Below are 17,725 nucleotides of genomic sequence, written 5' to 3' on the forward strand. Positions count from 1 at the left end.
GGGTCCGGAGCTGCCCCGGCCCGTCGGGGGCGCCGTCCGGATCGCCTCCTGTGCGCAGCCACTCCGGCAGCAGCCGCTGCACTCCGGGGAGCGCCATGACCCGCGCCAGGCCTCCGGCGACGGTGAGCGATCCGGCGACCCATGGCAGGGATTCCGGGATTCCGGACGCCTCCACGATCGCCGGCAGCAGTACGGCCAGGGCCACGGCGGTCTGGAGGACGGTGCGTATGGCGCGTTTGGTGTCCACCTGCATCGGGTCACTCCTCCGCGGTGAGTGCGTCCGCCAGCCTGTCGAGGGCGGCCCGGGCGCCCGCCTCGGCCGCGGCCTGGACCTCGGCGGCGGTCAGTCCGCCGCCTTCCGCGAGCTTCGCCAGAACGGCGTCCCGGGCCGCGCCCTTCGCGGTCAGTTCGGCGACTGCGTTCTCCAGCCCTTTGACGCGGCCCCGGGTCTCCCGTGCGACTTCGCCGATGTGGATGAGGACGCTCTTGGGCTTCCATTCGGGATTGGTGTCGCTGCCCCAGGGCACGGTCATCTGGCCGTCGAGTTCCCACACTCCGTCGTAGAGGTCCTGCTGGCTGGGCATGTCGTCCTCCTGGCTGCCCGTCGCCCAGGCGCGCATCGCCGCGCGGCTGTCGAACCGGGCGAGATTGGTGTCGATGGGGTCGCTGGTGTACTGGTGGAGCAGCCACGGGTGCTGGATGCTCGGCTGTCCGGGGCGGCCGTTGTACTGGGCGATCCACAGCCCGTCGCCCGCGAACGAGGATGTGTCGCGGTTCAGCCAGAAGTCGACGTTGCAGTAGAGCATGACCCGGTGCCCGGCCGCTTTGCCCTGCACGTATCGGATCCACGCGTCCTTGTCGGCCGAGGAGACGCCCGGGTCCTCCCAGTCGAGGGCGAGGACGTCCCCGGCGCGCAGGTTGATCTTCGAGAGGAAGTAGTCGGCCTGCGCCTTCATGCTGCCCGGTCTGACGAAGTGGTAGAAGCCGGTGACCAGCCCGGCGTCCCGGCCGGTCTGCCGCTGGGCCACCCACTTGGGGTTCGTGTAGGACGTCCCCTCGGTGATTTTGATGATGACGAAGTCCAGCCCTCGTGTGCCGTAGTTCTCGGACTGGTACGACGCCACGTCGATGCCCTTGATGTGATCAGCCATCGTCCGCTCCCGGGCCCGGCGCATAGGTGATATTGCGGACTTTCCCGCGAATCGACCGGTCGAAGCTCCCTGGAGCGCCTCTTCCTGACCGATCCGGAAGAAGCCGCCCCGGTGCGGCCGGCCCACGGCGGTGGCCGAGTGCTCCGTACCGCCGGCGGACGGCCGCGGGAATCGTGTCCCGCGGCCGTGCGACCGTCCGGGCGCATCCGCTGCCGACACCGCCTCCGCCCCTGGCCGCGATGCCGGGCAGCCGGAGCGCCGGACGGCCGGACCGCGCGAGGCGATCGGCCAAAGATGTTCATCAGTTGGTATGAACTGCTGGGGTGGCTGCCGGGCAGCCGGACCGCCGCGGGCTGGGATGGACGGCATGAGGGCGACGAGAGCGCGCGGACGCGGACCGGCGGGCCGAACGGCGGTGGTGCTGCTGCCGGCGGTGCTCGCCGTGCTGGGAGCGGCGACGGGGAGCGGCGATCCGGCCGCGGCGGCGGAGCGCCCGCGGCCGGTCGTCGCGCCGTACTACTCGCTGGGCTGGGGCGATCCGCCCGACCCGGGGGCGGTCCTGCGGAAGACGGGAGCGGACGGGTTCACCTTCGCGTTCATGCTGAGCGCGGGCGACTGCGAGCCGCGCTGGGACGGCGTGCGGCCGCTGACCGGCGGGGCGGACGAACGTGCCCTGTGGGCGGTGCGGGTCGCGGGCGGCGAACCCGTCGTCTCCTTCGGCGGCGGCGGCGGACGCAAGCTGGAGCAGGACTGCGCCGACGCCGCGGCGTTGGCCCGGGCCTACCGGAAGGTGATCCGCGCCTACGGGTTGCGCGCGATCGACATCGACATCGAGACGCGCGCCTACGAGAGCGCCGCGGTCCGCCGCCGGACGGTGGAGGCGCTCAAGCGGGTCAAGGCCGCCCACCCCGGGCTCGCCGTCCATGTGACGTTGCCCAGCAGCCGGAGCGGGCCGGACGCCCGGCTGATCGGGACCGCGGCGCGGGCCGGACTGGAGCCGGACTCCTGGACGATCATGCCGTTCGCCTTCGGGAGCGGGCCGCCCACCACCGCGAGCGGTGTGCAGCAGGCGCGCGAACTGGACATGGGCCGCGCCACGGTGCGGGCGGCCGAGGGACTGGCCGCGCGGCTGCGGACGGCGTACGGCTACGACGCGGCCACCGCCTACGCGCACAGCGGCATCTCCACCATGAACGGCATCACGGGACATCAGGAACTGGTCACCGTCGCGGACTTCCGCGCCATCGCGCGCTACGCGCGCGAACGGCGGCTGGCCCGGTTGGCGTTCTGGTCGGTCAACCGGGACCGGCCCTGCGGCAGGCTGCCCTATCCGGCGGCCGACCGCTGTTCCGGAGTGGCCCAGCGGCCGTGGGAGTTCACCCGGGCGCTGACGGGAGCGCGGTGGTGACGGAGGGCTCCTCGGCGTCGCCGCCCGCGCGCATGGCCGGGAGCACCGCGAAGACCGGCAGCACCGGGAACGTGGTCGGGCCGGGCAGCAGGGAGCCCGCGCTGGACACCTCCGGTGCCGGTTCCGCGCGGGCGGTGTCCGCCCGCTCCGGTTCCGCCGCGACATCGGCGCCGGAGTCCGGCTCACGTCGTATCAGGTAGGCGGCGAGCCCGCCCGCCAGGAACAGCGCCAGCACCGAGACGGCCGTGCCCAGCCAACTGGCGCCCAGCCACTGGGCGCCGAGATAGCCCAGCCCGACGCTGTAGGCGGCCCAGGCCACCCCGGCCAGTGCCGACCAGGGCACGAACTCCCGTGCCCTGCGGTGTGTCACGCCCGCGGTGAGGCTGACGACCGAGCGTCCGGCCGGGGCGAACCGGGCGAGCACGACGAGGGCGCCGCCGCCCTGCGAGAGCGCGCGGCCCAGTTGCTCCTGCGCGGTGGTGAGTCTGCGGGAGCGGGCGACGGCCCGGTCGAAGCGGTCGCCGCCCCGCCAGGCCAGCCGCCAGGCTGCCAGGTCGCCCAGCACCGAGGCGCAGGCGGCGCACAGCATCAGCAGCAGCACCTCGACGGGCTCGCTGCTCCCGGCCGCGCTGCGAGCTGCGGCGCTGGGCAGGTCGGCGGCGTCCGCCGCGGTGGTCCCGGCGGCTGCGGTGGAGGCGGCGATCACCAGGACGCCGCTGGGCAGCACGGGGACGAAGACATCGAGCAGTACGGACACGGCGATGACCACGTAGATCCACGGGGATCCGGTCACCGACCCCAGGATTTCCGGCACTGCTTGTCCCCGTTTCTTCCCCTGCCCGGTCTCTCGCCGTCCGGCGGTCTACCGCCGTACAGCGTACGCCCGGATCCCTCGCCCAGGGGCGCTGGGGGCGTGCCGCGACACTCCTGCGGCCCCGCCGGGCGTCGATCTCACAACATCGGACCAGCGGAGCACCGTGCGGCAGTGGAGGCCGGGATGAGGGTAGGGATGCGCGCCGCGGGAGCGGTGGGAGCCGCGACCGTGGCGGTGGTGGCGCTGCTCGCGGGGAGCGGGACGAGTACGGCCGGGCAACGGGCCGCGGACGCCCTCCCGCCGCGTGCGGCGGACCCCGGCGGGCCCGCGGCCCCGGACGGCGCCGCCGCCTCCCGCCGGGCGACCGCGGGCGCGGCCGGGACGAGCGGCACCGCCGGGACGAGCGGCACCGCCGGCCCCGGAAAAGCCGCCGAGCGGCAGCCGTTCCTGGTGCGCGAGGACCAGTTCTCGCCCGCGAACGCCTTCATCCGACCCGACGCGATCACCTACGACCTGGCCCGGATCCCGGCCGGAGCCGGCATCACGGTGGCGCGACGGGCCACCCGGCACGGCACCACCGTCTGGCTGCGGGTGCGCGGCCTGCTCCCGGACCGCACCTACGGGGCCCATGTGCACACCCGGCCGTGCGGGGGCCGGCCCGGGGACGCGGGTCCGCACTACCAGCACCGCCGGGATCCCCGGCAGCCCTCCACCGACCCCCGCCACGCCAATCCGCGCAACGAGGTGTGGCTCGACGTCACCACCGACGCGGCGGGCCGGGGCGGTGCCGTCTCGCGGCACGGCTGGACCTTCCGGCCGGGCGGGGCCGGATCGGTCGTGCTGCACGAGCGGGCGACCCGGACCGGGCAGGGGCATGCGGGTGCGGCCGGTGCCCGGCTGGGCTGCTTCACCGTGCCGCTGAGCGGCGGCTGATCCGCGCAGCGGCGGCCGGATGCCCGGCGCCTGGTGTGAGCGGGGGTCAGCCCGCCCCGCCCGGGGCGGAGTCGGCCTGGTCGAGCCGGCCGGTGAAGACGCGTTCCAGGCCGGAGCGGGGGGTGCCGTCCGGCGCCGAGGTCGCCGGACGCGCCTGGTGGAGCGCGTAGGAGGCGTCGCGGCCGTGCAGGGTCAGCGTCATCAGCATGTTGCCGAACCAGGGGCCTCCGGTGCGGCGCCACCGGAAGGGCGGCTTCTCGGTGCGGGCGTGCCGCTCCAGCGCCTGCCCGAGCCGCCGCCCGGCCCGGCTCCAGCCGAAGCGGAAGCCCGAGCGCAGCACCGCGGGGATGTCGTTGTGTATCGGCGAGCAGGTGAGCTGCACCACCCGGGACCGGCGGCCGCCCCCGGAGACCTTCAGCCCGTCCAGCTCCGGTTCGGTGACGTAGGCGTGGTGCACGTCGCCGGAGAGGACACTGACCGAGGCGGGGGCCTCCTGGTCGGCCGCCACCCGTTCGATCAGTTCGGTCAGCGCCCGGAAGGAGCGCGGGAAGGCCGCCCAGTGCTCCAGGTCGGCGCGCTGCCGCAGCTTCTCGCTGAACCGCGCCCAGCGCGGTCCGCGCGCCCCCGAGCACAGCGCGTTGTTCCAGCTCTCCAGGCCGTGCACGGCGGGCGGCAGCAGCCACGGCAGCGAGGTGCCCAGGACCAGGTGGTCGACGGCGCCGGGGCCGCCGTCGAGCACCTGCTCGTGCAGCCAGTCCAGTTCCTCGTCGTCGAGCATCCGCCGCTCGTTCTCGGGCAGCACCCGGCCGGCCCGGGTGTCGATCATCACCAGTCGGACCCGGCCGAAGTCCCGGCGGTAGCTCCACCGGGCCGCGGTCGGGTCCTGGTCGGCGCGTTCGGCGAAGGCACGCAGCGCCGCGGACCCGTCGTCGGCCTGGCGTACGGCGGCCAGCACCGGGTCCTCGGCGAGTTCGGCGGGGGAGAGGTTGCCCAGGTGCTGGTAGACCCAGTAGGAGGTCAGTCCGCCCAGGATGCGCTCGCGCCACCAGCCGGTGGCGCGGATCTCGCGCTGCCACGCCTCGCTGGTGTTCCAGTCGTCGATCACGTCGTGGTCGTCGAAGATCATGCAGCTCGGGACGGTGGACAGCAGCCAGCGCACCTCCGGGTCCAGCCAGGACTCGTAGTACAGCTCGGTGTATTCCTCGTAGTCGGCCACCTGTCCCCACGGCGGCTCGGCCAGGTCGCGGGTGCGGGCGAGTTTCGTGCGGACCCGTTCGGAGGTCTCGTCCGCGTAGACCTGGTCGCCCAGCAGCAGCAGTACGTCCGGGCGCGGGCCGCCGGAGAGCATCTGGTGGGCCAATGCGTCGAGCGCGTCGGGGCCCATGGGGTCGTGCCGGGAGCTCGCGGGGCGGGCGGCCCAGCGGCAGGACCCGAAGGCCATCCGGAGCGGGGCCGTCTCCTCGGGGGCCGCCTCGGGCGGCGGCAGGGTGCGGATGGTGCTGGTGGGGAAGGGCGATTCGGGCAGTGGCCAGACCTGTTCGCCGTCGAGCGTGACGCGGTAGGGGGTCTCGGTGCCCGGCTCCAGTCCGACGACGGTGATCAGCGCGTAGTGGTGTCCGGCGACCTGCCAGGTGCGGGCGGAGCCGCCCGCGGTCGTGCCCTCGCAGTGCACCTCGGCCCGGCTGGGTCCGGAGGTCTCCACCCAGACGGTGGCGGTGTCCTGGTCGACGTAGCGCAGCAGCGGGCCCAGTCGGAGGCCGGTCATGCGCATCTCCCTCGTCCGTGTGGCACCCGTACGGTGCGGGCCTTGGACCCGCACCGTACGGAACGAGGGAGCTGTCCGACCAGTTTCCGGCCGGTTCCGGCCCGCCCGGACGCCGGAGGCGGCGGCCGCGGGCCGGGCCCCGCCGATCAGCAGCCGGTGAGGACCTCCTCCAGCGCTGCCTTCTCCTCGGCGTCGGCCGTCATGCCGTAGGTGTCCTTGACCCAGACCCACATCCGCGCGTAGGTGCAGTGGTAGCCGGAGGAGGGCGGCATCCACTCGGCGGGGTCCCTGTCCCCCTTCGACTGGTTGACGTTGTCGGTGACCGCGAGCAACTGGGCGATCTCCAGGTTGTTGGCCAGTTCCTCGCGCCTGTCCTGGGTCCAGCCGGAGGCACCGGAGCGCCACGCCTCGGCGAGCGGGACGACGTGGTCGATGTCCAGGTCGGAGGGCTCGGTCCAGGTCTCGCCGTCGTAGGGGCTGGTCCAGCTCCCCTTCGTCGGGTAGCAGTCGGCGCCGGTCTCCACGCCGTCGCCGTCCCGTTTGAGGACGGCTTCGCGGGTGTTGCAGTTGTCGCCCTGGCTGCTCCAGTGCGGGAACTTGTCGCGCGAGTAGCCGTCCATCGAGCCCTCGGCCTGTTCGGACAGGCCGTCGAGCATCGTGCGTGCCTCGGACGCGCTCGGCGGTGCGGGTGGCTCGGCAGCGGCCGGGGAGGCGCCCAGGGTGAGGGCGACCAGCAGGCCGCTGACGGCCGCGGCGAGGACGGCCAGGAGCGCCGTCCAGCGTCGACGCGCGTAGCGGGTGAGGGTTGTCCGGTGCGGATGCGCCATGCGAACTCCCGTGCTGTGGGGGGAAGTCGAGCGGTTCTTCGAGAGACGTTGCTTCGGACCGTGCGGCACACAGCCTGGCGGTCGTGTGCACGTCACATCAAGAGCCTGCCCGGGAATCCGCCTCCGGCCACACGCGATACACCCATCCGACGGACGCCGTAGGGGAGTTGGTCACCGCGGCCGACGCTGCCCCGGTCCCGCCGGAGCGGCCCGGCGGAGCGCCGATCGCGTCGGGGGGCGGGCATCGCGTAGAGTCGTAGGCGTCTGAAGGGGAGTAGCTCTTCGCCGGACCGTCGACACACTGGCCCGCCGCGTGCGGACCCGGCGCCCGGAGCGTGACGTCCGCCACAGCCGGCGGCGCCGCGCCAGCGAGACCTTCGGCCCGCAGTGTCCGCACCCGTGCCCCCGCGCACGGACAGCCATGACGCTGCCGTGCCGAAGTGTGTGCTCGCGCCGGTGCGGCAGCCCGACCACGGAGGACCCCGTGCTCAGCCTCTCCGTCGCCGCCGTCGTCTTCGGCGTCGTCTTCCTCGCCGAGTTGCCGGACAAGACAGCCCTGGCCGGGCTGATGCTCGGCACCCGCTACCGCGCCTCCTACGTCTTCGCGGGCGTCGCCGCGGCCTTCCTCGTGCACGTCACACTCGCCGTCGCGGCGGGCAGCGTCCTCACCCTGCTGCCGCACCGGCTGGTGCAGGGCATTGTGGGCGTGCTGTTCCTGCTGGGCGCAGCGGTGCTGCTGTTCAAGAAGGACGACGACGAGGAGGAACAGGCCCGCACACCCGCCGACCAGTCGTTCTGGAAGGTGGCCGGCAGCGGCTTCATGCTGATCCTGGTCGCCGAGTTCGGCGATCTGACCCAGATCATGACCGCCAACCTCGCCGCCCGCTACGACGACCCCCTCTCGGTGGGCCTGGGCGCCGTCCTCGCGCTGTGGGCCGTGGCCGCACTGGGCATCCTGGGCGGCCGCACCCTGATGAAGTACGTCCCGCTGCGGCTGATCACCCGGGTGGCGGCGCTGCTGATGCTGGCACTGGCCGCCTTCAGCCTCTACGAGGCGCTCGCGCCGTAGCGGCTGAGTGCCGTAGCGGCTGAGCGGCCCCTGTCGGCCCTGCCGGTCCTGCCGGTCGTGGCCGGACCGCTCGCCGGTCCGCCGCGGGAGCAGCTGTGCCGCGGTCGTGACCAGGCGCCCGCGGCCCGCCGCGCCCTCCCCCGAACGGAGGCGGCCGGCGGGCCGGGCCTCCCCCGGCGCGGCACCGTGGCCGTATGAGCGGGGAACACGCGGCACCGGCGCCCCGCGGGGTGCTGCTGCCGATCGGGGCGCTCCTGCTCGGGATGCTGCTGGCCGCACTCGACCAGACGATCGTGGCGACGGCCCTGCCCACCATCGTCAGCGACCTCGGCGGGATGGACCACCTCTCCTGGGTGGTGACCGCCTACCTGCTGGCGGTGACGGCGGCCACCCCGCTGTGGGGCAAGCTCGGGGACCAGTACGGCCGCAAGCGCCTCTTCCAGGCCGCGATCGTAATCTTCCTGGTGGGCTCCGCGCTGTGCGGGGCGGCGCAGGACATGCCGCAGCTCATCGGCTACCGCGCTGTGCAGGGCCTGGGCGGCGGCGGGCTGATCACCCTGTCCATGGCGATCGTCGGCGATCTGGTGCCGCCCCGGGAACGCGGCCGCTACCAGGGCCTGTTCGGCGCGGTGTTCGGAGCGACCAGCGTGCTCGGGCCGCTGCTGGGCGGCTTCTTCACCCAGCATCTCGACTGGCGCTGGGTGTTCTACGTCAACCTGCCGATCGGCGCCGCCGCGATGGCGGTCATCGCGCTCGCACTGCACATCCCGGTGCGCTCCGAGCGGCACCGGATCGACTACCCGGGCACGTTCCTGATCGCATCCGCCGCCACCTGCGTGGTGCTCGTCACCTCGCTGGGCGGCACCACCTGGCCGTGGGACTCGGCGCAGGTCTACGGGCTGTCGGTGCTGGCGGTGGTCCTGCTGGGCTGCTTCGTGCCGGTCGAGCGGCGGGCGGCGGAGCCGGTGCTGCCCCCGGGACTCTTCGCCGTGCGCAACTTCACGCTGTGCGCGGCGATCAGCTTCGTCGTCGGGTTCGCCATGTTCGGCGCCATGACCTATCTGCCGACCTTCCTCCAGGTGGTGCACGGGATCACACCCACCATGTCGGGCGTGCACATGCTGCCCATGGTGCTGGGGCTGCTGTTCTCCTCCACCCTCTCCGGGCAGCTGATCACCCGCACCGGGCACTGGAAGGCCTTCCCCGTGCTGGGCACCGCGGTGACCACGGTCGGGCTGCTCCTGCTGCACCGGATGACCCCGGACAGCTCGCAGTGGGAGATGGGCGGCTACTTCGCCGTCTTCGGCCTCGGCCTAGGTCTGGTGCTCCAGGTCCTGGTGCTGGTCGCGCAGAATTCCGTGGGCTACGCGGACCTGGGCGTGGCCACCTCGGGCATCACCTTCTTCCGCTCGGTGGGCGCCGCGGTCGGGGTGGCGGTCTTCGGTGCACTGTTCGCCTCCCGGCTGGGCGGCGAACTCTCCGCCGCGCTGCGCGGCCGGGCCCTGCCCGCCGGGATCAGCCCCGACACCCTGCGGCGCGACCCGCAGTCGATCGGCCGGCTGTCGCCCGGCGCCCGGCGCGGGGTGCTGGACGCCTACTCCGCCTCCATCACGGATGTCTTCCTCTACTCCGCGCCGCTGGCGGCGCTCGCGTTCGCGCTGACCTGGCTGCTGCGCCAGCAGCGGCTGCGCCGCAGCGTGCAGGTGCCGGACGAGAGCGAGACGCTGGGCGCCTGCCCGGTCGAGCGCAACTCGGCGGACGAGGTCACCCGCGCCCTCTCGCGGCTCAGCACCATCGAGGGCCGGCGCGGACTGTACGCGGAGATCGCCCGCGGTGCCGGACTCGATCTCGCCCCCGCCGCCGTGTGGATGCTGCTGCGCGTCCACTACGACGGTCCCGTCGAGCCCGCGCTGCTGGAGGACTCCGGGTCGGTGCCGCCGCACATCGTCGCGGAGGGGGCGCGGCAGTTGGAGGAGTGCGGGCTGGCGGCCCGGGCCGGTCTGGAACTGGTGGCCACGCCGCGCGGCGAGCAGGCGGCGCGGGACCTCGCGGACGCGCGGCAGCAGGAGTTGGCCGCGTTGCTGGGGGACTGGTGGACGCCCGACCGCCCCACGGACCTGACCGACCTGGTGCGCGAACTGACCGCGGAGAGCGGCCGTTCGCAGCCGCCCCGGCCCGGGTGAAGCGCCCGGCCGGGGCGGCCGCGCGCGTCGCGACATCGGACGACTCGTCCGCCGTGGGTCCTTTCCCGCCTCGTCGGCTTTTCCGGTGTGCTTGACCCTGACCGACCCGGACCGCGTATCGTCCAGCGTTGGACAGTTACTGGCGATTCGGGCACGGCGGCCGTGAACCGGACGGCGTGCTGGTGCCGGGGGAGGGGAGCGGGATGGCGGGGGACGGACGATGTCCCGGGTGCGGCCGGAGCGCGGCGGAGTGCCCGCCCGCCGACCGGGCCGGTTGCGGCGGCGGAGCCGGGCAGGAGGGCGGCCCGGAGGCCGGGGAGCCGGTCCCGGGCACCGCCCGGGAGCCCGCGTCCGCCGACCCGTTGGACATCCGCCCCTATGTGCGCCTGCTGGGGGGCGACCCGGCGCGGGCCCCGGAGGAGGAGGCCCCGGATGAGGGCCGGGGCGGTGTTCCGGCGGGCGCGTCCGCCGGATCCGGTCCGCCAACGGTGCCGGACGCCCGTGCGGACGCCCATGTACCGCTGCCCGACCTCGCTCCGCCCGCGGCCCCGGACGCGCAGGAGACGGCCGGACTCCCGGACGCGGCAGAGCGGGGCGGAACGGGACCGGACGGCCGGGAGCCGGACGCCGCGGGTGCCGGCCGCGCCGACCGTCCCGCCGCCGACGGGCCGGGCCCCGTACGGCACCGCCGGATGGCCGAGCGCCGCAGACCCAGCACCGCGGTGTTCGCCGGGGTCGGAGTGGCCGCCGTGCTCGGCGGCGGCCTGCTGACCACCCAGTTGCTGACCGACGACGGCAGCCGCGCCGCGGACGGCCGCGCGCTGCGCCACATGCCGACCGGAGCGCCCGACGAGGACCCGCACGCCGCCACCCCGTCCGCGACCCCGACGCCGCAGCGCGAGGGCCCCGAGCCGTCCCCCTCCCGGTCGAGCGCCCCGGCGACCCCGCGTGCCGACCGCGACAGCGGCAAGCACACGGCGAGCCCGTCGCCCTCCGGGAGCGGGCGGGAGGAGGCGGCGGAGCCGACGGACCGGCCCGAGGGGCGGGAGCGGGTGCGCCCGCGCCCGGAGCGCCCGGAGCGGCCCGCGGGGAAGACGCTGCGCCCCGGCGACTCCGGCGTCGCGGTCGTCGAACTGCAACGCAGGCTGAAGCAGGCCGGCTACTACGACCTGCGGGCCGAGGAGGACGGCGTCTACTCCTCGCGCGTCCAGGAGGCCGTCTTCCGGTACCAGGCGCACTACCGGCTGTGGGACGACGCCCCCGGTGAATACGGTCCCGCGACCCGCCGCCATCTGGAGGCCCGGACCTCGGGATGAGCCGGGGGCACGCCCGGACTGGCCCGTGGCCGCCCCCGCTTTGTATGATGAGGAAACAAATGGTCCCGCCCGTGCCCCTGGCCTGACGGAAGGGGCGTCCCTGACCGGCGGGCGGGCCATCTGTCCTTCCTCGCCCATGAGCCCGCCCAGCCGCCCGCCCCTGCGCGAGCCCTGCGCGCCGGCCGCGACCCCGGGAGCCTTCCGCATGCCCGCACCACAGCTCACCGTCCGCGCGCTGCTGCTCGACATGGACGGCACGCTCGTCGACTCCGACGCCGTCGTCACCCGGGTCTGGCGGGGCTGGGCCGCCGAGCAGGGACTCGACCCCGATCACGTGCTGTCCGTCGCGCACGGCCGCCAGGGCCATCTGACGATGGCCACCCTGCTGCCGGACCGCCCCATGGAGCAGAACCACGCGGAGAACCGGGTCCTGCTGGCCCGGGAGACCGCCGACACCGAGGGCATCGTCCCCGTGCCCGGCGCCCCCGCCTTCCTGGCGGCAGTCCGGGACCTGCCGCACGCCCTGGTGACCTCCGCGACGGCCGAGCTGGCCGCTGCCCGGATGGCGGCCGCGGGGCTGGCCATGCCCGCCGTCCGGGTCACCGCCACCGATGTCGGCGCCGGGAAGCCCGACCCCGAGGGCTTCCTCAAGGGCGCCGCCGAGCTGGGCTTCCCGCCGCACGAGTGCGTCGCCTTCGAGGACTCGGGCGCGGGCGTCGCCGCGGGCCTGGCCGCCGGGATGCCGGTCGTCGGCGTCGGCCCGCGCGCCGCGGAGCACGGCCCCACGGTGCACGTCGCCGACCTGGACCGGGTGCGCGCCACCCGCCTTCAGGACGGACGGGTGCGCCTCACCTTCGAGGGCTGAGTCACTTCTTCGGCGGCGCCTGCTGCACGACCTCGAAGGACCAGGTCTCCGAGCCGGTCGCCGCGGGCTTCGGCCGCTCGGCGCCCCCCTCGCCGGACCCCGCGCCCTCCGCGCCGCCGTCGTCGCCCTTCGCCCGCTGGTGGGCCTCCTTCATGGGGCCGTTCATCCACGCCTGGAAGGACTCCTCGTCCCGCCACCGGGTGTAGACGAGATAGCGGTCGCTTCCCTCCAGCGGGCGCAGCAGCTCGAACCACTCGAATCCGTCGGCGCCCTCCACGAAGCCCTTGCGTGCGGCGAACCGCTGCTCCAGCACCTCCCGCTGGTCAGCAGGAACGGTCAGCGCGTTGATCTTTACCACGCTAGGCACATGACACCTCTTTCTAAGAGGGGCCCCGGCTGGGCCCCTAACCTGGACCATGTGCGCGCAGTCTCCTACATCCGTCAGTCAAAGCGTCGTGAGGACGACTCCCAGGCGTCCCCTGAAGCGCAGCGGGACAAGTGCGAGGCCCTGATCACTGCCAAGGGCTGGGACCTGGCGGGCACCTTCGCTGACGTCGGCCGGAGCGGCTGGGACCCCAACGTGGAGCGCCCGGAGTTCGTAGAGATGATGGCCGCCGTCCGGGCCGGACACGTTGACGCGGTCGTGGTCTTCGCGCTGTCCCGCCTGACCCGCCAGGGCGCCTTCGAAGCGATGAAGATCGAGGAGGAGCTACGCCAGTACGGCGTCCTTCTGGTCAGCGTGGAGGAGCCGTTCCTGGACACGTCGACCCCGGTCGGCGTCGCGATCTTCGGGCTCATCGCTGCTCTGGCGAAGCAAGAGTCCGACATGAAGTCGGCTTACATCACGGCGACGAAGGAGGGCATCCGCAAGGCTGGCGGCCACACGTCCGGGATGGCCCCGTACGGGTTCACGTCGGAGCGCGTCCAGCGCGGGAAGCTGAACGTAGTCCGCCTGGTACCTGACTCCACGGAGGCCGTTCACGTCCGCCAGATGGTGGTCTGGGCGACGGAGGGCGTCTCTGCCGCCTCCATCGCGCGCCGCCTGAACGAAGTTGAGGTTCCGACGAAGAACGCGAAGGACGAGAACCGTCTGACTGCCCGCCGGAAGCGCGCCCACTCGGAGCCGGCGAATGCGCCCGCCTGGACGTCGACCACGGTCCTTCGCGTCCTCCGTGACCCGCGCCTGGCCGGGTACGCCATCGAATGGCAAGGCCGCACAGTGAAGACGAAGGACGCCCCGGGCACGGCCGGTAAGCGGGCCATCCTCCGTGACGACGAAGGCCGCCCGCTGGCCGCCCACGAAGCCATCGTCAACCCTGACGAGTGGTGGCGCCTCCAGGACGTCTTGAACGGCCGGACCTTGGTCGTGAAGCACTCCCGCCGGTCCGTCCCCTCCCTCTTGGCCGGGGCCGGAATCCTCTTCTGTGATGTGTGTGGCTCCGTGATGGTCACGGACCAGCGCAACGGGAAGCGGCTGTACCGCTGTAACCGTGCCAGCGCGGGTCTGGTCCCGGGGCATGGCGGCCTGGCCATCGACATGGCGACGGCTGACGACGTCGTGACGCGCGACGTCTGGTCACGCCTGGAGGCCATGGACCCGGCGGACCCGGAGGACCTGGAATTCCTGTCCGAGGCAGCGCGCCGGTTCGCTGCCCAGCGGGACACCAGCGAGCGTCAGGCGGAATTGGCGGCAGCACGCGCCGAGTTGGAACACGTCCGGGGCGCCTTGCGCACCCTGTACCAGGACCGCCAGGACGGCCTCTACGGGGGTGAGACGGGGCGGGAGATGTTCACGGAGTCTGTGACCCGCCTGACGGCTCACGAGGAGCGCACAGCGGCACGTGTGGCCGAACTGGACGCCTCCGGGCCCGCCGCTATCTCCATCCCACTGGAGTGGACGGACGGGGAGATGGACCCGGTCGGCCCTGGGTCGACGTGGGACGGCTGGACGCTCCAGGAGCGCCGCGACTTCATCGCGCTGTTCGTGGACCAGATCCGCGTCACGAAGTCCATCGGGCGGGGCCGCAACGCGAACACGGCGGACCGGGTCTGGATCGTCTGGGCCCAGGCGCCGGTGACGACGCGATGAACGCTGACGCCCTGGACGTCGAAAGGATCGAGGCGCGCGCCTACCTCCACATGGAGATCCTGGAGCTACAGCGCCAGTCCCGCGCCCTGTGGCGTCGCCTGGCGCGCGGTGAGGACAACTCCGTGATCCGGTCCCGCATCGAGCGTCTGGAGACCCTCCTGGCGGCCCTGGGCGGGGCGCCGGAGTTGATGGCCACGCGCGGTACATGCGGCGCATGCGGGAGCGTGCCGGAAGCGGTTCCTCCCAGGTGATGGAGGCTGCCGCTGCCAGCGTTTACGAGGGGTCGGCCCGACGGTCGGCCCCTTCGCTGTGTCGTGGGCCACGGCGGAGGTTCAACGCGATGGGCCGTCGCGTTTCGTTTCAGCGTGGAGGAGGGGACCGCACCTTGGCTGAGCTGGGAAAACAGCGTAAAGACTCTATTTTTGTTACGTAACTTGAAGAAAAACTACTACTACCTATTCCCCCTACAGGCTTCAGCTTCTTGGGGCTTACCCCCTGAACATCGTGGGCCCTTGGGTTCCGTAACTCAGCCCAGTTCAGCCGCCCTCCGCGCCCCTCCGCTGCCCTCCGGCCAGCCCACGGCCCCGTGCGGCCCAGGAGGCTGCCAGCGCCCGTATGCGCCCCTCTGGGCCACTCCTGACCCCCAGGGCCAGCGAGCCCCCTCCAGAGGCCCCATGCGACCCCTGACGGCCTCCGCCTCCTTCGTGAACGCCACCACGACCCAGGCCCCCGCCTGCCTCCGCGTTAGCGCCCGCCTGCCCCCGCGTCGCCAGCGTCCTTCGCTGTCGCCTCGCTGGCCCGCGCATGACGTTCAGTACCGCGTGACAAGCGTCACTACGCCTCCAGCCCGGATCGGGGCCGAATCGGGGGAGGTCCTCACCTGTACATAGGTAGAGGCCGCTCCGCGCACCCATCTCACGTCCTCACCGGACAGTAGAGAAGAGCGCTACGGCGCTCCTCCTCCGCGACCGCCTGTCAGGCATCGGGTCGCCGCTTGATCTTGGGCTGTCCAGCCCGCTCCGCCCTACCTGACAGGGGGCGTGAAGCGGCCGGACAGCCCAATTCTGCTTCCTGGGGTTACACCCAGGGAGGCCGTCGCAGGGGGTGTCGATGGTGGCGCCTCAGCGTCAGGCCCTGGCCGGTACCTACCTGCCAGGGCCCCAACTTCCCTTCAGCGCGTAGGCCCACCACGCTGGCGCGCTCCCCTGATCTCCGGCCCCGGACGGCCGGTACCAACGTCCGAACTCTCTCCCTGGCCGATGCGGCTGGAGGATCGGCAGTGATGCGCCTGTGGTGGGCCCGCCTCCCTGTCGTTCCCCCTGCCGCGTCGGCCTTCGTCGTTTCATGATCAAGGAGGCCCACCACCATGCCTACGTATGAAACCCACTGCGGCGGTTGCGATACGCCGCTGACCGGTCGCCAGCGCCAATGGTGTTCGGACGCCTGCCGTCTGCGTCAGTACGGCAAGCCGCTGCCGCTTCGTGACTGCTGCCTGTGCGGCCAGCCCTTCCCGCCCGTGAACGCCCGTCAGCGCGTCTGCCGCTACGGCGTGGACAACGAGCGCGGTGACGCCTGCTTCGACGTCCAGGAGGCCGCCGAGGAGCACCAGGACGACCGGGTCAACTACTGGCGCGAGATCCGAGACTCCGCTGTTTGCGAAGGCCCCACATGCACGGCTGAGATCCCGTACGCCGGGACGGGCCGGCCGAAGCGATTCTGTTCCGCCCGTTGTCGCGTGGCAGCCAACCGTGCCGCGAAGAAGGAGGCTGCCAAGTGAGTACCGACACCGCTACCGCCGTCACGTCCATTGCTGACGCCCTGGCGAAGGAGGGCTTCGGCTGGGGCTCCGGTCAGCGCGCCTGGCTTCACGGGGAGCGTGTCGACGTCGACCGGGTCCGCGTCGCTGCCATCCGACAGGCCAGCGTCCAGGGCTTCCGTCCGACGGGCCGCCTGATCGGGGCGGTCATGGACCAGGACGTCAACCGGCCGAAGCGTCGTCCCGCGCCGGACCCGGAACCCGTCGCGCCTGCCGTTGACGACGTGGCCCTTCCGCTGCCCTCCACGGAGGAACTGGCCCAGAACGCCGCACACATGGTGGACCTCTTCTTCATGTTCTCCCTGGCCTTCACGCCGAAGCCCTGGGAGTTCACGAACGACGACGTCAACTGCCACGCGCTCCCAGCCGACATCCGGCGCACGTGCTACCGGGCGGGCCTGACCGTCGCTGCCGGACATGGCTGCCCTGGCCGCGCGCCAACCATGCGCCAGGTCGTAGACGCCCTGATCCGCCGCATGGCGAAGGACGGCCGTATCACGCGCTGACTCCGAGGCGCGGCTAGGCCGTGCCTCCCTCCCCTGGTCGGGCCCTTCGGGGTCCGGCCTTGCGGGGTGCCCAGCCGCCCACATAGAGGCGCCTACGCCCCCTTGAAGGAGTTCCCGATGACTGACCAGCTTTACGCCACAACTCCCGCCGACATGCCGCCCCGTGCGCCGTCCCTGGACGCCCTTCAGCGCCAAACGGTCCGCGATCTGCTCACGGGCACGGCCTTGAAGCTGGCCGCCGCTGAAGAGGTCGACCTGGACGCGCTGGAGGTTCTGGCGAAGCTCCTGGACGCCCAGACGCGTGCCAAGGAAGCGGACCTTCGCCGGATACAGCACTACGCAGCGAAGGAGGCCCGCCAGTGAGTAACCCCGGCCACATCCGCGCCGCTGTCATCGACGCTCTGACGGATCTCCTGGTCCCCGAGGCTGACGAGATTCTGGACCTGGGTCAGCTCATCAAGGTCGTTGGCGCTGTCGCTGGCCGGAACCACGGCGTGCGCGTCCCTATGGACGTGCTGGTCCAGGTCCTGAAGGACGTCGGCCTGAAGGTCGAGACGGACCCTGGCGGGCGTGAGGGTCGCGCGTACGGCGTCCGCATCAAGGGCCAACACACGCGCGCTGAGCGTGAGGCGTTCGCCGCGCGTCGGGCCCTTCGCGATGAGATCCGTTCTCTCAGCCGCCCCCGTCGGACCCGCCGATGAGCACGCCCAAGCTTCCCGCTGGTCCGGTGCCGTTCGCGCGCCTGAACGCGGCCCTGGCCCAGGTTGCCTTCGAAGACAGCCACGGCTTGGAGTTCGAAGTGGACCTGTACGGGGCGGTTCTGGCCGTCCTGGCAGCGGACGGCTCCCCGTCGCTGCCCCTCGGACGCTTCGGCGCGCACCTCCGCTCCCGTGGCTACGTCAAGCGCCGTGCCGCTGGTAGCCGGTCTATCGCTGGCCTGGTCCTCCTGGACCCGCCAGACGCCCCGTAGTCATCCTCTCCCG

19 protein-coding genes are annotated in these 17,725 nt (G+C 72.9%); 13 read left to right on the forward strand and 6 right to left on the reverse strand.

Annotation, left to right across the window (positions count from 1 at the left end):
- Both A949_RS33960 and A949_RS0119935 read right to left on the reverse strand, forming a co-directional pair.
- The coding region (locus A949_RS33960) for a hypothetical protein (RefSeq protein ID WP_019357791.1) at positions 1-253 on the reverse strand (253 nt) is incomplete at its 3' end.
- Between the two features lie 4 nt (positions 254-257).
- Positions 258-1,151 carry a glycoside hydrolase family 25 protein gene (locus tag A949_RS0119935; protein WP_019357792.1) on the reverse strand — a complete coding sequence of 298 codons (894 nt, stop codon included), beginning with the start codon at positions 1,149-1,151 and terminating at the stop codon, positions 258-260.
- A gap of 367 nt (positions 1,152-1,518) precedes the next feature.
- On the opposite strand from A949_RS0119935, the gene A949_RS33965 reads away from it, so the two are divergent.
- Positions 1,519-2,559 (forward strand): chitinase, encoded by a 1,041-nt coding sequence (locus A949_RS33965; protein WP_192817155.1) that lies wholly within the window; start codon positions 1,519-1,521, stop codon positions 2,557-2,559.
- Here the strand turns inward: A949_RS33965 and A949_RS33970 are convergent.
- The gene (locus A949_RS33970) at positions 2,528-3,352 is read right to left on the reverse strand and encodes a VTT domain-containing protein (RefSeq protein ID WP_019357793.1); all 825 of its coding nucleotides are present in this window, start codon (positions 3,350-3,352) and stop codon (positions 2,528-2,530) included. The genes A949_RS33965 and A949_RS33970 overlap by 32 nt on opposite strands.
- A 204-nt stretch (positions 3,353-3,556) precedes the next feature.
- On the opposite strand from A949_RS33970, the gene A949_RS39195 reads away from it, so the two are divergent.
- On the forward strand, positions 3,557-4,306 hold the full coding sequence (locus A949_RS39195; RefSeq protein WP_237735866.1) for a superoxide dismutase family protein: 750 nt from the start codon (positions 3,557-3,559) through the stop codon (positions 4,304-4,306).
- Between the two features lie 46 nt (positions 4,307-4,352).
- Here the strand turns inward: A949_RS39195 and A949_RS0119955 are convergent, their stop codons facing one another.
- Together A949_RS0119955 and A949_RS0119960 are read right to left on the reverse strand one after the other, a co-directional pair.
- A complete protein-coding gene (locus A949_RS0119955; RefSeq protein ID WP_019357795.1) occupies positions 4,353-6,071 on the reverse strand; it encodes an alkaline phosphatase D family protein in 1,719 nt (572 codons plus the stop codon).
- A gap of 146 nt (positions 6,072-6,217) precedes the next feature.
- On the reverse strand, positions 6,218-6,898 hold the full coding sequence (locus A949_RS0119960; protein ID WP_019357796.1) for an HNH endonuclease family protein: 681 nt from the start codon (positions 6,896-6,898) through the stop codon (positions 6,218-6,220).
- Between the two features lie 484 nt (positions 6,899-7,382).
- On the opposite strand from A949_RS0119960, the gene A949_RS0119965 reads away from it, so the two are divergent.
- From A949_RS0119965 to A949_RS0119980, 4 genes are all read left to right on the forward strand, one after another.
- On the forward strand, positions 7,383-7,967 hold the full coding sequence (locus A949_RS0119965) for a TMEM165/GDT1 family protein (protein ID WP_019357797.1): 585 nt from the start codon (positions 7,383-7,385) through the stop codon (positions 7,965-7,967).
- Between the two features lie 194 nt (positions 7,968-8,161).
- On the forward strand, positions 8,162-10,150 hold the full coding sequence (locus A949_RS0119970; RefSeq protein ID WP_026004851.1) for an MDR family MFS transporter: 1,989 nt from the start codon (positions 8,162-8,164) through the stop codon (positions 10,148-10,150).
- Between the two features lie 128 nt (positions 10,151-10,278).
- Positions 10,279-11,466, forward strand: a complete 1,188-nt coding sequence (locus tag A949_RS33975; protein ID WP_158687608.1) for a peptidoglycan-binding protein — start codon at positions 10,279-10,281, stop codon at positions 11,464-11,466.
- 205 nt (positions 11,467-11,671) lie between these two features.
- A complete protein-coding gene (locus A949_RS0119980) occupies positions 11,672-12,331 on the forward strand; it encodes an HAD-IA family hydrolase (protein ID WP_019357800.1) in 660 nt (219 codons plus the stop codon).
- Position 12,332: 1 nt separating this feature from the next.
- Here the strand turns inward: A949_RS0119980 and A949_RS0119985 are convergent, their stop codons facing one another.
- Entirely contained in the window at positions 12,333-12,698 is a 366-nt protein-coding gene (locus A949_RS0119985) for an antibiotic biosynthesis monooxygenase family protein (protein WP_026004852.1), read from the reverse strand.
- A gap of 51 nt (positions 12,699-12,749) precedes the next feature.
- Between A949_RS0119985 and A949_RS33980 the strand changes: the two genes are divergently transcribed.
- The 7 genes from A949_RS33980 to A949_RS0120015 all read left to right on the forward strand — a co-directional run bounded on the left by A949_RS33980 (position 12,750) and on the right by A949_RS0120015 (position 17,712).
- Positions 12,750-14,420, forward strand: coding sequence for a recombinase family protein (locus A949_RS33980; RefSeq protein WP_019357802.1), 1,671 nt, complete (start codon positions 12,750-12,752; stop codon positions 14,418-14,420).
- Positions 14,417-14,671 carry a hypothetical protein gene (locus A949_RS0119995; protein ID WP_019357803.1) on the forward strand — a complete coding sequence of 85 codons (255 nt, stop codon included), beginning with the start codon at positions 14,417-14,419 and terminating at the stop codon, positions 14,669-14,671. Before A949_RS33980 ends, A949_RS0119995 begins: the two co-directional genes overlap by 4 nt.
- A gap of 1,115 nt (positions 14,672-15,786) precedes the next feature.
- Positions 15,787-16,197: a hypothetical protein gene (locus tag A949_RS38195; protein WP_158687609.1), complete on the forward strand. Its 411-nt coding sequence runs from the start codon at positions 15,787-15,789 to the stop codon at positions 16,195-16,197.
- Positions 16,194-16,742, forward strand: a complete 549-nt coding sequence (locus tag A949_RS0120000) for a hypothetical protein (protein ID WP_019357804.1) — start codon at positions 16,194-16,196, stop codon at positions 16,740-16,742. Before A949_RS38195 ends, A949_RS0120000 begins: the two co-directional genes overlap by 4 nt.
- A 117-nt stretch (positions 16,743-16,859) precedes the next feature.
- Positions 16,860-17,105: a hypothetical protein gene (locus tag A949_RS0120005; RefSeq protein ID WP_019357805.1), complete on the forward strand. Its 246-nt coding sequence runs from the start codon at positions 16,860-16,862 to the stop codon at positions 17,103-17,105.
- Positions 17,102-17,443, forward strand: a complete 342-nt coding sequence (locus A949_RS0120010; RefSeq protein ID WP_019357806.1) for a hypothetical protein — start codon at positions 17,102-17,104, stop codon at positions 17,441-17,443. Before A949_RS0120005 ends, A949_RS0120010 begins: the two co-directional genes overlap by 4 nt.
- Complete coding sequence (locus A949_RS0120015) at positions 17,440-17,712, forward strand: hypothetical protein (RefSeq protein ID WP_158687610.1); 273 nt, start codon at positions 17,440-17,442, stop codon at positions 17,710-17,712. The genes A949_RS0120010 and A949_RS0120015 overlap by 4 nt, the downstream gene beginning before the upstream one ends.
- Positions 17,713-17,725: the final 13 nt, after the last annotated feature.

Source organism: Streptomyces sp. AA1529 (genome assembly GCF_000280905.1).
Lineage (GTDB): Bacteria > Actinomycetota > Actinomycetes > Streptomycetales > Streptomycetaceae > Streptomyces.